Here is a 12,707-nt window from a genome sequence, read left to right as displayed (position 1 = left end):
AGGGCTCTCATGCGTGACGTGAACGAGGCGATCGCCGAGTCGATCGAGCGGGGCGGCGGCGGACTCGACGTGCCCGGCCTGCTGGCCAAGGTGCGCGCGGCGGGCGCCGGGTCCGAGCCGCCGCCGGCCCCGGCGCCGGACCTGGACGGTCTGACCGCCACCGTCGCCACCGCGGCCGGCCGCCATCTGCCCGCCGGCCGGCTGGACCCGGACGCCGACTTCTTCGACGCGGGCGGCACCAGCGTGGACGCGGTGGAACTGATCGCCGAACTCGAGGGCGAACTGGGCATCGAGGTCGACCTCGACGAGGTCTTCGCCGACGCCCGCCCGCGCAGCCTGGCCCGCCGATGGCTGCCGCTCCTCGGCACCGCGCCCACAGCACCGCCCTCCGCCGAAGCCCCCGGCAGCGCGCCGGTCGCCCCCGCACCGGCACCCGGCGCGCAAGCCGCCGAACCCCCCGCGCCGGGTACGCCCTCCGGTGACGCGGAGTCCCCGGGCCCCGCCGCCGGACCCGTGGTCGACCCCGGCGCCGCGCCCGCCGGGGCCGCCCCTTCCGCCGCCGCCTCCGAGGCCACCCGCACCGCACGCGCGGCCGCGCCGAGCACGGTTGCCGGGACCGCGCCGGCCCGCACGCCCGCCCACCGCCCGCTGCCCGTCCCGGCGCACCGGACCCCGCCCGCCCTGCCCGGCGGCGGGTACCGCGCCGACGGCGACCGGTACTCCCGCGCGCGTCCGGAGGACCTCGAGCAGATACTCGCCGACCTCGCCCTCGCCGACCGGCTGCCGTTCACCGACGTACCCGAGCCGGTGCCGCCCCGCCGGGTCCTGCTGACCGGAGCGACCGGGTTCCTCGGCAGCCACATGCTGCTCGACCTGCTGCGGCACAGCGACGCCCACGTGTACTGCCTGGTCCGCGCGGAGGACGAGGCGGCGGCCACCGCACGGCTCGGCGAGCAACTGCGCGGCTACCGGCTGCCGTGGTCGTCCGAGGTCCGCCGCCGGATCACCGTGCTGCCCGGCGACATCCGCCGTCCGCGCCTCGGCCTCACCGACGAGCGCTGGCACACCCTCGCGCACGAACTCGACAGCGTCGTCGGCGTCGCGGCCGCCGTGGACTTCCTGCGCGGCTACCAGTCGCTGCGCGGCAGCAACGTCCTCGGCGCGCTCACCCTCGCCGAACTCGCCGCGACCGGACGCCCCAAGCCGCTGCACCACATCTCGTCGATCGCGGTGTTCAACGAGGTGGGCATCACCTCGATGGGCGAGGACGACCCGCTCGCCCACATCGACCGGCTCGTCTCCGGCTACGACCAGTCCAAGTGGGCCGCCGAGGTCGCCCTGCGCCGGGCCCGCGACCACGGCCTGGTCGTCACCGCGCTCCGCCCCGGCGGTATCGGCGGCCACACGAAGACCGGCGCCTACAACGCGCAGGACCTCAGCAGCGGCCTGATATCGGCCTTCGGCCGCTTCCGCACCGTGCCGGCGTTCCGCCACCTCAACGCCGCCCCGGTGGACTGGGTCAGCCGGGTCGCCGTCGCCGCGGTCTGCGAACCCGACGCGTGGGGCTTCGACTACAATCTCACCGGCGTGCCCAACACCCTCGACGACGTCGTACGGGACATGGCCTTCGGCGGCATGCACGTACGCGTCCAGGACTGGGACGAGTGGCGCACCGCCACCCTCGCCCGCCTCCAGGCCGAGCCCGTACCCGAACTCGGCTTCCTCTCCCGGGTGCTGCAGAGCCCCACCGCCCTGAAACTGTGCGAAGCCACCCTGAAGGGCCCGGCCGCCGAGGCCCCCCGCACCGACGCCCTGGTCGCCGCCCTCGGCCTCGCACCCGCCGCCCGCTACGACGCGCAGGATCAGTTGAAGACCTTCGAGAAGCTCGCCGGCGACGGCCTCGCCCGGCTGCCGCACAAGGACGACCAGCCCTACCTGTGGTTCTCCGAGACCACCGAGGGCACCGTCGGACCGGTCGGCGCCAGCGCCGCCACCCCCTGCTCGATGGCGCTCACGCTGTCCATCGCGAGCATGTACCAGCTGGTGAAGGAGCGCCGGGTGGACGTCACCGGACAGGTGACCTGCCCCGCCCTGCACCCCGAACCGCTCACCGTGGAACGCGGCGACCTGTGGGTGCGCCCCGAGGAGGGCATCCCGCAGCAGCACGGCATGCGGCACCAGCTCCTGCGCTACCGGCTCAGGCTGCGCGACGCGGACGGCGGCCGGTGGTGGCTCGAGGGCCGCAAGTACGCGCGCGCCCGCCGGGACCTGTGGCGGCAGACCCGGGCGCTGACCGTGGAGATCGGCCGCGAGGGCGAGGCGGCGAGTCTGCTCGGCGAGGTCGTCGTGCCCGCCGACTCCTACGTCCGCGACCAGATCGACGGCATCCGCGTCGACCCTCGCCTGACCGGCCAGGAGAAGCGGGCCGCCAAGCTCACCTGGCTCGCCTGGTTCGGCCTTGAGATGGGCCGCGGGCTCGTCGCCCCGTTCGCCCGGGCCGCCGCCGACCTGCTCGACCTGCGCCGGACCCCGACCCCCACGGAGCACAACCGATGATCTTCAGGACCACCACCGCCAAGGCGGCCCGCCCGGCGCTCCGCAAGGTCCGCACCGGCGCGGCGCCGCGCCCGCTGCGCCACCGCCTCGACCCGGCCCACGTCGAGGAGATCCCGTTCCGCGCCGGCGACGGCGTCCGGCTCGGTCTGACCCGGATCGGTCCCGGCGACCCGGGCCGGCCCGCCGTTCTGCTGCTGCACGGGCACACCGCCTCCGCCGACATGTTCCTGCTGCCCGAGACCCGCAACCTCGTCGACGTCCTGCTCGACGAGGGCTACGAGCCCTGGCTGCTGGACTGGCGGGGAAGCTGCCGGCTCCCGTACAACGAGACCGGGGGCCGCTACACCTACGACGACGTGGCCCTGTACGACATCCCCGGGGCCGTCGCCCGCGTACGTGAACGCATCGGCGACCGGCCGCTGTTCGTGGTCGCGCACTGCATCGGCTCGCTGACCCTGTCGATGAGCATGGCGGCCGGCCTCGTGCCGGGGCTGGCCGGAGTGGTGTCGCAGGGGGTCTTCCTCACGCCCAAGCTGGCCGGGCGCACCTCGCTGCGGATGTCCGTGGCGGGGGAACTGCTGAAGACCCGGATCGACCACATCCCCGTCGACATCCGCAAGGTCGGTCTGTGGTCGAAGTACACCCCGCTGTTCGCGCTCGCCTCGCGCAAGGCGGCCTGCCCGGACCCGACCTGCCAGATCCTGCACAACTCGGCCTGGGGAACCGGCGCCTCCCTCTTCGTCCACGAGAACCTCGACCCGGCCACCCACGACCGGCTCGCCGAGCTGCTCGGCCCCGCCCCCCTGTGGATCCTGCCCCACCTGCGCCGGATCGAGCTGGCCCGCACCGTCGTCCGCTGGCACGACACCGACCACCGCTACCGGGCGCTGCCGCCCAACGCGCTGGACGCGGCCGGCCGCATCGACACCCCGGTGCTGCTGCTCTCGGGCAGCGAGAACGGGCTGTGGCTGGACTCCCAGAAGCTCTGCCATGAGGTGCTGTCCCGGCGGCAGCCGCAACTCGACGTCTCCTACACCGAGATCCCCGGCTACGGCCACCTCGACCCGTTCCTGGGCCGCGGCGCCGCGCTGGACGTCTTCGGGCACGTCCTGGAGTTCCTGGGCGCACACCGCTGACATTCACCCGGGAAGGGCGGTGACGGCGGACGGCACGGCCGGTTACCGTACCCGTCAGTAACCGACTCGCCCCGACCGCGCCCCAGGAGGCCCCCATGCCGCAGCTCGACGTCGCCGGCGCCGTACTGACGTACGACGACGACGGACCCCGCGACGGCGCGGACGTGCCCCTCGTGTTCGTGCACGGCTGGACCGCGGACCGGCACCGCTGGGACCACCAGGTGGCGCACTTCTCGCCCGGCCGGCGGGTGATCCGGCTGGACCTGCGCGGGCACGGGGAGAGCACCGGCGCCGGGGTGCGGACGGTCGCGGAGCTGGCGGCGGACGTCCTGGCGCTCCTCGACCACCTCGGGGTCGGGCGGTTCGTGCTGGTCGGCCACTCCATGGGCGGGATGATCTCCCAGACGATCGCCCTGTCCCACCCCGAGCGGGTGGAGCGGATGGTGCTGGTCAACTCCATCGGCAGGATGAAGTACAGCCGTGGCCGGGGACTGCTGATGGCGGCCTCCACGCTGGCGCCGTACAAGCTGTTCATCGCCGCCAACATCCAGCGGGCCTTCGCGCCCGGCCATCCGCGCGAGGAGGTCCGCGAGTACATCCGCGCCTCCGCCGCGACCCCGCGCGAGGTCGTCATGACGCTGTACGGCGCCATGCGCGACTTCGACGTCCTGGACCGCGCCGGCGAGATCCGCACGCCCACCCTGATGGTGCACGGCTACCACGACATCCAGCTTCCCGTGCGGCAGATGCTGCGGCTGGCGAAGGCCTACCCGGACGCGGTCGTCCGCATCATCGACGCGGGCCACGAACTGCCCGTGGAGAAGCCCGCCGAACTCACCGCGGCCCTGGACCGGTTCCTGACCCCGAACCCGGAGCGGAACCCGCGTCCCGCGGAGTCCCCGGGGCAGGGGGAGCCGGAGGGGCCCGCCGAGCCGGCGGAATCCCCGGCGCCCGAAAGCACCGCGAAGCCCGCGAAGTCCGCCAAGCCCGCCTAGTCCCCGGAGCCCGGAGCTGGGAGCCGGGAGCCCGGAGCCGGGAGCCCGGAGCCGGGCGCCCGGAGCCCGGAGCCCGGAGCTCGGGGGCGCGGCGCGGGCGCCGGGGCCGGGGCGGTGACGCGGTCGTGGTGTCACCGCGTGGCGGGCGTGCGCCCGGACCGGGCTCAGCCGACGCCGAGGGCGCGGTCGGCGGCCTCGGCCGTCCGCTGCCACCACGTCGTCACCGGCTCCCACACCAGCACCTCGCCGCCGGTGCCGAGCTGGGCGGCGGTGAAGGAGCGGCCCCAGTGCGAGGCCGAGGCGGCCACCGACACCGAGCCCGTCCGGCGGGCCTCGGGGTCGGCGGAGTCGGCGATCGTGCGCACGGCCGCGTAGGCCGTCCCGCCCGCCTTGAGCGCGTAGGCGCCGCTGCCGCCGCCGGGCACCGGCAGCGCGGCCCCGTCCAGATCACCGAACGTGACGGTGGGCACCCGGTCGACCGCACAGGCACGGCCGCCGCGGTTGGTCACGGACACCCGCAGCACGGAGGGATCGGCCGGCGCGGCCTTCGCCCGCACGGTCAGAACCCGTTCCGTGCAACGGGCGGGCCCGGCCTGGCGGGCGGCCGCCTGGCTCGGCGGCGCGGCGCACAGCAGCGCGGCGGCGGCGCAGACGGCGGGTACGGCGGCGGCTCGGATGCGCATGGCGGGTTCCCCTGTCGTGGTCGGGCGCGGGCACGGCGGGCCGGGGCCCGCCTCGTCGGATGTGACGGCCCGTGGGGCCGGGAGGTTGCGCCCGGACCGCCCCTGTCACCCGTTCGCCGCGTGTCCGCCGTCACCGGGCGGCCCCGGCGTGGAGGTGCGGACTCGCCGGTCCGCCGGGCAGGAACTGCCGTCGGCCGGCAGCGAGCCGTACAGCAGGAAGTCGTCGACCTTGCGGTGGACGCACCTGGACGACGAGTAACCGGTGTGCCCGTCGCTCCTGTTGTCCAGCACGACGGCCGCCGCACCGAGCCGCCGGGCGGTCTCCTCGGTCCAGCGGTACGGCGTCGCAGGGTCGCCGCGCGTGCCGACCAGCAGCATCTTCGAGGTGTCGACGTCCTTCACGCGGTCGCGGATGTAGGACGTGCCCTTCGGACGGCCGTAGCACATCAGCAGCTGGGTGAGCTTGAACCGGCCGAAGACCGGCGAGGCCTGGTCGTAGGCGGCCCGCAGGCTCTTCAGATCCTTGGTGAGCTGTGCGTCGGAGGGCCGGTCGGGGTCGTCCGCGCAGTTGATCGCCAGCAGCGCGGCCGGCAGGTTGTCGGCCGGCACGTCGGCGGAGTCCACGAGGCCGCCGTGCCGGCCGCCCGTCTGCCGCACGTCCCCGCCGGGCCGCCGGACAGGCGGGGTGATGCCGCCGCCCGGCCAGTAGGCGCCGGCGGAGAAGCCGAGCACGCCCCGGGTGTCGCCGTCGTCCACCAGCGAGGCGAGCGCGCGCTCCAGGGTGGGCCACAGCTCCTCGCTGTAGAGGGCCGAACCGATGGCCCCCGCCAGATCCTGCCCGGAGAAGGAGCCGCCGAAGTCCGTGGGCACCGGGTCCTGGTCCAGCGAGCGCACCAGCCGGACCACCTGGTTCCCGGCCATGCGCCGGTCCCGTCCGAACGGACAGGCGATGTCCGTCGTGCACCAGTCCAGGAAGTCGTCCAGGGCCGTCTGCAGCCCCTCGGCGCCCGCCACGCCCTGTTCGGACAGCGGTTCGGTCAGCGTGTCGACACCGTCCAGGGCCATCCGGCCGACCCGGTGCGGGAACTGCGCCGCGTACACCGCGCCGAGCCGCGTCCCGTACGAGAACCCCAGGTAGTTGAGCTTGCTGTCGCCGAGCGCCTGGCGCATCACGTCCAGGTCGCGGGCGGCGTCCACGGTGCCTATGTGCGCGAGCACCGGGCCGGAGTTGCGGGCGCACTGGTCGGCGGCCTGCCGCAGCCGCTTCAGCAGCGGCAGGGGCCGGCTGATGTCGAGGTTCTGACCCGTCGCCACCGAGGTCTGGTCCCCGCCCTCGCCGCAGCTCACGGGGGAGGAGCGGCCGACGCCCCGCGGGTCGAAGGTGACGATGTCGTAGCCGTTGGTCAGGTCCATGAACTGCTTGCCGCCCGTCGCGAGTTCGTGGACGCCGGAGCCGCCCGGGCCGCCGAAGTTCAGCAGCACCGAGCCCCGCGAGGCGCCCGTCGCCCGGTAGCGGGCCATGGCCAGGTCGAGGGTGCCGGCGCCGGGGTGGGCGTAGTCGAGCGGAACGGTCACCTTCCCGCACTGCAGGTCTCGCGGCATGCCCGCGCCGTCGCAGGCCGCCCACGCGACCTTCTGACCGTAGAAGCGGGACAGCCCGGGCCGCGGCTCGTCGGCCGCCGCCACGGGCAGCCCGGACCCGAGCAGCGTCAGGGTCAGCGCGCCGGCGCCCGCGCACTTGCGCACGGCGGGCCGGGCGGACAGCTTGGCCAGCATCGTTCGCCTCCCGGGGGCGGACCCGACGGGGACCGGGCGGCGCCCTCGCTCACCATAAGCGGGGTACGGGAGGGCCGCCTCCGGGCGAGCGGCACGACTGTCGATGATCTATTATTCGCACTTTTCGCGGCGATCGATGCCCATTCGAAACTTTACGTGTGACTCGAAAGATCATGTCGCTCAATGGGGTGAAAGACTGATACGCCATAACCCCGATGGTTCGGCTGCGTTCTATCCGGTGTGGGCAAGTGCCCGCGACGATGTCTAGAAAGCAGGGAAATCCATGAGACGGGCTACCCGAAACGGTGTGATCGCTGTCGTTGCCGCCTCCGGTGCGATGGCCGTGGCGATGCCGGTGTCCGCTGCGTTCGCGGCCGACGGGGCCTCCGCCGACGGTGCGGCGACCGGCTCGCCCGGGGTGATCTCCGGCAACGCCATCCAGGTCCCGGTGCACATCCCGCTGAACGTGTGCGGCAACACCGTGAACGTCGTGGGGCTGCTCAACCCCTCGGCGGGCAACGCCTGCAGGAACGGCGGAGACGCGGACGACCGGGGCTCGGACCGGGCCGGTTCCTCCAGGTCCAGGGGCGGCGCCTACGCGCACGGCGGCAGCAAGGACTCGCCGGGCGTGATCTCCGGCAACACCATCCAGCTCCCCGTGCACGTGCCGGTGAACGTCAGCGGCAACTCGGTGAACGTGGTGGGCGTGGGCAACCCGGTGGGGGGCAACCGCTCCACCAACCACCACTCGGACACCCCGGCGGCCAGCACGCCGGAGCCGACCCGCACCACCCCGGCCAAGTCCCACCCGGCGCCGCACACCCGGCAGGCCACCCCGGCGCAGTCCGTGGCCACCCTGGCCCACACCGGAGCGGACATGACGGCACCCGCGGTCGCCGGCAGCGCGGCCCTGCTGCTCACCGGGACGGTCCTGTACCGCCGCTTCCGGCCGAGCCGCATGCGCTGACCCCAGCGGCAGGCATGCCCCACCGGACGCCGGCCCGGTGGGGCTCACCGCTGTCCCGGCCCGACCGCCGCTGTCCGAAAGCGTGTCGGGAACCCCGCACCGGCCGGTCCCGGCATGGCGCCGGCCCGGGGCGATGGGCAAGGATGCCCGGTGCGCGGCCGAGCACCGCGCCGTACGGCAGCCCGAACCTCACGGACAGTGGAGCGCACCGATGACCTCACCGGCCCCGCAGGACCTCGTCGTCACCCAGGCCACGCTCGCCGACTGGCCGGTGATCAGCGGGTGGGCGGCGGCCGAGGGCTGGAACCCCGGGCTGTCCGACGGGCCCGCCTTCTTCGCCCAGGACCCCGAGGGCTTCTTCCTCGGCCGGATCGACGGGGAGCCCGTGTCGGCCGTCTCCGTCGTCAACCACGGCCCCGACTACGCCTTCCTCGGCTGCTACCTCGTCCGCCCGGACCTGCGCGGCCACGGTCACGGCCTGACCACCTGGAAGACCGCCCTCGCCCATGCCGGGAACCGCACCGTCGGCCTGGACGGAGTCGTCGCCCAGCAGGACAACTACCGTCAGTCCGGCTTCGAACCCGCCCATCGCACCGTCCGGTTCACCGGCGTCGCGCCCGGCACCGGATCAGCGGCCGGCGTCCGCCCCGCGGGCCCCGCCGACCTGCCCGCCGTCACCGCGTACGACGCCCTCTGCACGCCCGCCGACCGCCCCCGTTTCCTCGCCGAGTGGCTCACCGGTCCCGGCCACCGCGCGTTCGTCCGCCACGACGGCGAGCGGCTCACCGGCTACGGAGTGATCCGCCCCGGCCACGACACCCTGCGCATCGGCCCGCTGTTCGCCGACACCGCCGACGACGCCCGGGCGCTGTTCGCCGCCCTCACCGCCGGCGCCGCCGGCCTGGAGGTCGCCGTCGACGTGCCCGAGCCGAACACGGCGGCGCTCGCGCTGGTGGAGGAGGCCGGCTTCAGCCCCTCGTTCGAGACGGCCCGCATGTACACCGGCCCGGTCCGCGCCCACGCCCAGGAACGCGTGTTCGGCGTGACCACTCTGGAACTGGGCTGACCCAAGGCCCCGCCCGGCACTCCCGGCCGACGCGGCGCCCGTCCCGCGCGGCGCCTGCCGCCGCGTCACGCGGGCTCGTGGGGGACGCAGACCCGCGCGGGACGCTGCCGACGCGGCACCGGTCCCGGCGCCCTCCGCCCGCCCCTCAGCGGCGCCCGCCCGCGCGCGGCACCGGGCGCGGGCGCCGCGGCGGCCCGGCTCAGCCGCGTGCGGCGTGGAAACGGTGGTGGAGTTCGCGGACCTCGTCGGCCAGTTCGGGTACCGGTCCCTCGACCACGACCTCCGGGGCGACCTCCCGCACCGGCAGCGCCCGTACCGGCGGCGCGGGTACGCCGAGGCCGGCCGGCCAGGAGGTGAGCTGCTCGGGCGAGGCGACGTAGACGATGCGGCCGAGCCCCACCCAGGCGTGCGCGGCCGCGCACATCGGGCAGTGCTCCCCCGAGGTGTAGACCGTCGCCGCCGCGCGCTCCGCCGGGCTCATCCGGGCGGCCGCCCAGCGGGCCAGTTCGAACTCCGGAGGACGCGTGCGGTCGCCGGAGGCCACCCGGTTGTGGTCCTCGGCGAGCACCGTGCCGTCCGCCGCGACGAGCACCGAACCGAACGGCTCGTCACCGGACTCCAGCGCCTCGCGCGCCAGTTCCACACAGCGGCGCAGATGGCGCAGCTCACTCTCCTTCACCATGACCCTCCCGACCTCCTGTGCCGACAGCCCCCGGCGTCGCAGGCTACGGGCCGCGCCGCTGCCGGGCGAACGGAAAACCCCGTTGCCCCGGGGTGAGGGCCGATGCTGGACTGAGGTCATGGATCACGCCGAGGTGCTCGCCCTGTACGACCGGGACATGCGCGAGGGCGCCCGCCCCGACGGGCCGGGGACCCGGATCGAACGGGTCGGCGCCGTGGTGCGCCAGACCGGCGACGCGCACGCCTGGAACGGAGTGCTGTGGTCCGCCCTGGACGAGACGACGGCGGACCGGGTGATCGGCGAGCAGATCGCCCACTTCACCGGCCTGGGCCTGGACTTCGAATGGAAGCTGTACGGCCACGACGGGCCGGCGGATCTCGGCGCCCGCCTCACCGCGGCGGGCCTGCGCGCCGAGCCGGAGGAGACGCTGCTGGTCGCCGAGACCGGCCGGCTGGCGCCGGACCCCGGCGCACCCGAGGGGATCGAGATCGCCGAGGCCACCGACGCGGCCGGCGTGGACCTCGTCGTCCAGGCGCACGAGTCGGCCTTCGGCACCGACGGCACCCGGCTGCGCCACCGCCTGCTGGCCCGGCTGGCCGACGCCCCCGGCACGGTCGTCGCCGTGGTGGCGCTCGCCGGGTCCGAGCCGGTCGCCTCGGCCCGCATGGAACTGCTCCCCGGCGCTCGCTTCGCCGGCCTGTGGGGCGGCGGCACCGTGGCGGCCTGGCGGGGCCGGGGCGTCTACCGCGCCCTGGTCGCCCACCGGGCCCGCGTAGCCGCCGCCCACGGCTGCCGCTACCTCCAGGTCGACGCCTCGCCGATGAGCCGCCCGATCCTGGAGCGCCTCGGCTTCCACGCGCTCACCACCACGACGCCCTATCCGTACGGGGGCTGACCCGCCGCTCAGCGACGCGCCATCGCCCGGTCCAGCGCGGCCACGCCCACGGCCGCCAGGGCGATCTGGATGAGCCACTCGATCCAGTCCGGCCCCTTGGTGTCCGCGACCCCGATCCCGGCGGCGATCGCCGAGCCCACCAGCGCGGCGACGATGCCCACCGCGATGGTCCACAGGATGCCGATGTGCTGCCGACCGGGTACGACCAGCCGGCCCAGCACGCCGATGATGACGCCGATGACGATGGCACTGAGGACGCCTGAGATCTCCATGTCAACCCCTCCGGTTCTCGCCCCCGCCGAAGGGCCGTCTGCCCGCTGCGGGCCGATGCACGCCGGGACCGTCATTGCCTGGACTTTCTGTTCACCCGGCCTTTGTGCCATGTACCTTTCAATCGATCGACGCGTGTAGAACCCTCATGCGTGCTCCAAGCGCGCAGACAAGGCGCCCCCACCGCCTCTCCCCACTCCCATGGAGGTTCGCCGGATGTTCGGATCGAGGAGATCCCTCCGCCCGCTCACCACCGCCCTGGCCGGACTCGGACTGCTCGTCACCGCCGCGGCCTGGCAGATCGGCGCCGCGCCCGCCCCCGCCCACGCGGCCACCACGCACCGGATCCTGTTCGACAACGCCCATGCCGAGACGGCGGGCAACGCGGACTGGATCATCTCCACCAGCCAGCCCGACCCGCTCGGCCAGGACGCCACCCCGTCCGCCGAGACGGACTGGACCGGCGCCCTGTCCTCCTGGGGCGTGGCCCTGCAGAAAGCCGGCGGCTACAGCCTGAAGACACTGCCTTCCGGCTCCAGCCTGAGCTACGGCGGGTCGTCGGCCACCGACCTGTCGAACTTCGACACCCTGGTGCTGCCCGAGCCCAACACGCTGTTCACCACCGCCGAGAAGACGGCGATCATGAACTTCGTGAAGAACGGCGGCGGCCTGTTCATGATCTCCGATCACACCGGCGCCGACCGCAACAACGACGGCCAGGACGCGGTCGAGATCCTCAACGACCTGATGACCGACAACAGCGTCGACTCCACCGACCCGTTCGGTTTCTCCATCGACTCGCTGAGCATCAGCTCCGACTACCCCTCGGCGATCAGCGACAGCACCAACGCCGTCCTGCACGGCTCGTTCGGCACGGTCAGCAAGAGCCTGATCGCCAGCGGCACGACGGCCACCCTCAAGCCCGCCGACAACACGGGCGTCAAGGGCCTGCTCTACCGCACCGGTTACTCCGGCAACACCGGTGCCTTCTTTGTCACCAGCACCTTCGGCAGCGGCCGGGTCGCCTTCTGGGGCGACAGCTCGCCCATCGACGACGGAACCGGCCAGTCGGGGAACACCCTCTACGACGGCTGGAACGACACCGGCGCCACCAACGCGGCCCTCGCCCTCAACGCCACGGCCTGGCTCGCCGGTTCCGGCACCAGCGGAGGCGGAGGCGGCACCGGCACCTGCACCGCCGCCCAGCTCCTCGGCAACAACGGCTTCGAGTCCGGCGCCACCTCCTGGACCGCGTCCAGCGGCGTCATCACCAACGACTCCGCCGAGGCCGCCCGTACCGGCTCCTACAAGGCCTGGCTGGGCGGCTACGGCTCCGCGCACACCGACACCCTCGCGCAGACGGTGACCATCCCCGCCGGATGCGCGAACGCCACCCTGAGCCTCTACCTCCACATCGACACCGCCGAGACCACCACCTCCACGGCCTACGACACCCTGAAGGCCCAGGTCCTCAACAGCGGTGGCACCGTGCTCTCCACCCTCGCCACCTACTCGAACCTGAACGCGGCGAGCGGCTACACCCGGCGCAGCTTCGACCTCGCCGGCTACGCGGGCCAGACGGTCAAGCTCCAGTTCACCGGCACCGAAGGTGCCACCAAGCAGACGTCGTTCGTCATCGACGACACCGCGCTCGACGTGAGCTGAACCCCGGGGGGCGGGC

11 protein-coding genes are annotated in these 12,707 nt (G+C 74.1%); 7 read left to right on the top strand and 4 right to left on the bottom strand.

Going from position 1 to position 12,707, the window contains the following annotated elements:
• Positions 1-9: 9 nt before the first annotated feature.
• The 3 genes from ACFQ9Z_RS01615 to ACFQ9Z_RS01605 all read left to right on the top strand — a co-directional run bounded on the left by ACFQ9Z_RS01615 (position 10) and on the right by ACFQ9Z_RS01605 (position 4,687).
• Positions 10-2,556, top strand: coding sequence for a thioester reductase domain-containing protein (locus tag ACFQ9Z_RS01615; RefSeq protein ID WP_383009486.1), 2,547 nt, complete (start codon positions 10-12; stop codon positions 2,554-2,556).
• On the top strand, positions 2,553-3,692 hold the full coding sequence (locus ACFQ9Z_RS01610; protein ID WP_383009484.1) for an alpha/beta hydrolase: 1,140 nt from the start codon (positions 2,553-2,555) through the stop codon (positions 3,690-3,692). The genes ACFQ9Z_RS01615 and ACFQ9Z_RS01610 overlap by 4 nt, the downstream gene beginning before the upstream one ends.
• A gap of 95 nt (positions 3,693-3,787) precedes the next feature.
• Positions 3,788-4,687, top strand: a complete 900-nt coding sequence (locus tag ACFQ9Z_RS01605; protein ID WP_383009482.1) for an alpha/beta fold hydrolase — start codon at positions 3,788-3,790, stop codon at positions 4,685-4,687.
• 164 nt (positions 4,688-4,851) lie between these two features.
• Here ACFQ9Z_RS01605 and ACFQ9Z_RS01600 read toward each other — a convergent pair whose 3' ends face one another.
• Together ACFQ9Z_RS01600 and ACFQ9Z_RS01595 are read right to left on the bottom strand one after the other, a co-directional pair.
• Positions 4,852-5,370 (bottom strand): DUF4232 domain-containing protein, encoded by a 519-nt coding sequence (locus tag ACFQ9Z_RS01600; protein ID WP_383009480.1) that lies wholly within the window; start codon positions 5,368-5,370, stop codon positions 4,852-4,854.
• A gap of 105 nt (positions 5,371-5,475) precedes the next feature.
• Entirely contained in the window at positions 5,476-7,146 is a 1,671-nt protein-coding gene (locus ACFQ9Z_RS01595; protein WP_383009478.1) for an alpha/beta hydrolase, read from the bottom strand.
• Between the two features lie 283 nt (positions 7,147-7,429).
• On the opposite strand from ACFQ9Z_RS01595, the gene ACFQ9Z_RS01590 reads away from it, so the two are divergent.
• Positions 7,430-8,113, top strand: coding sequence for a chaplin (locus tag ACFQ9Z_RS01590; RefSeq protein ID WP_383009476.1), 684 nt, complete (start codon positions 7,430-7,432; stop codon positions 8,111-8,113).
• Positions 8,114-8,324: 211 nt separating this feature from the next.
• On the top strand, positions 8,325-9,179 hold the full coding sequence (locus ACFQ9Z_RS01585; protein ID WP_383009474.1) for a GNAT family N-acetyltransferase: 855 nt from the start codon (positions 8,325-8,327) through the stop codon (positions 9,177-9,179).
• 199 nt (positions 9,180-9,378) lie between these two features.
• On the opposite strand, the gene ACFQ9Z_RS01580 is transcribed toward ACFQ9Z_RS01585, so the two are convergent.
• Entirely contained in the window at positions 9,379-9,861 is a 483-nt protein-coding gene (locus ACFQ9Z_RS01580; protein ID WP_383009472.1) for a nucleoside deaminase, read from the bottom strand.
• Between the two features lie 118 nt (positions 9,862-9,979).
• On the opposite strand from ACFQ9Z_RS01580, the gene ACFQ9Z_RS01575 reads away from it, so the two are divergent.
• Positions 9,980-10,756, top strand: a complete 777-nt coding sequence (locus ACFQ9Z_RS01575) for a GNAT family N-acetyltransferase (protein WP_383009470.1) — start codon at positions 9,980-9,982, stop codon at positions 10,754-10,756.
• An 8-nt stretch (positions 10,757-10,764) separates the two neighbouring features.
• On the opposite strand, the gene ACFQ9Z_RS01570 is transcribed toward ACFQ9Z_RS01575, so the two are convergent.
• Positions 10,765-11,028 carry a GlsB/YeaQ/YmgE family stress response membrane protein gene (locus ACFQ9Z_RS01570; protein ID WP_383009467.1) on the bottom strand — a complete coding sequence of 88 codons (264 nt, stop codon included), beginning with the start codon at positions 11,026-11,028 and terminating at the stop codon, positions 10,765-10,767.
• Between the two features lie 214 nt (positions 11,029-11,242).
• Here ACFQ9Z_RS01570 and ACFQ9Z_RS01565 point away from each other — a divergent pair, with 214 nt between their 5' ends.
• On the top strand, positions 11,243-12,691 hold the full coding sequence (locus ACFQ9Z_RS01565; RefSeq protein WP_383009465.1) for a hydrolase: 1,449 nt from the start codon (positions 11,243-11,245) through the stop codon (positions 12,689-12,691).
• The last annotated feature ends 16 nt before the right edge of the window (positions 12,692-12,707 follow it).

Source organism: Streptomyces sp. NPDC056580 (assembly GCF_042793175.1).
Taxonomy (GTDB): Bacteria; Actinomycetota; Actinomycetes; order Streptomycetales; family Streptomycetaceae; genus Streptomyces.
Note: the sequence above shows the minus strand (reverse complement) of the source record. Positions and strands in the feature narration are given on the sequence as shown.

What these genes read in the sequence shown, in the direction of transcription:
- ACFQ9Z_RS01615 (WP_383009486.1), top strand. Translation starts at nt 10, where the DNA reads ATGCGTGACGTGAACGAGGCGATCGCCGAGTCGATCGAGCGGGGCGGC.
- ACFQ9Z_RS01610 (WP_383009484.1), top strand. Translation starts at nt 2,553, where the DNA reads ATGATCTTCAGGACCACCACCGCCAAGGCGGCCCGCCCGGCGCTCCGC.
- ACFQ9Z_RS01605 (WP_383009482.1), top strand. Translation starts at nt 3,788, where the DNA reads ATGCCGCAGCTCGACGTCGCCGGCGCCGTACTGACGTACGACGACGAC.
- ACFQ9Z_RS01600 (WP_383009480.1), bottom strand. Translation starts at nt 5,370, where the DNA reads ATGCGCATCCGAGCCGCCGCCGTACCCGCCGTCTGCGCCGCCGCCGCG.
- ACFQ9Z_RS01595 (WP_383009478.1), bottom strand. Translation starts at nt 7,146, where the DNA reads ATGCTGGCCAAGCTGTCCGCCCGGCCCGCCGTGCGCAAGTGCGCGGGC.
- ACFQ9Z_RS01590 (WP_383009476.1), top strand. Translation starts at nt 7,430, where the DNA reads ATGAGACGGGCTACCCGAAACGGTGTGATCGCTGTCGTTGCCGCCTCC.
- ACFQ9Z_RS01585 (WP_383009474.1), top strand. Translation starts at nt 8,325, where the DNA reads ATGACCTCACCGGCCCCGCAGGACCTCGTCGTCACCCAGGCCACGCTC.
- ACFQ9Z_RS01580 (WP_383009472.1), bottom strand. Translation starts at nt 9,861, where the DNA reads ATGGTGAAGGAGAGTGAGCTGCGCCATCTGCGCCGCTGTGTGGAACTG.
- ACFQ9Z_RS01575 (WP_383009470.1), top strand. Translation starts at nt 9,980, where the DNA reads ATGGATCACGCCGAGGTGCTCGCCCTGTACGACCGGGACATGCGCGAG.
- ACFQ9Z_RS01570 (WP_383009467.1), bottom strand. Translation starts at nt 11,028, where the DNA reads ATGGAGATCTCAGGCGTCCTCAGTGCCATCGTCATCGGCGTCATCATC.
- ACFQ9Z_RS01565 (WP_383009465.1), top strand. Translation starts at nt 11,243, where the DNA reads ATGTTCGGATCGAGGAGATCCCTCCGCCCGCTCACCACCGCCCTGGCC.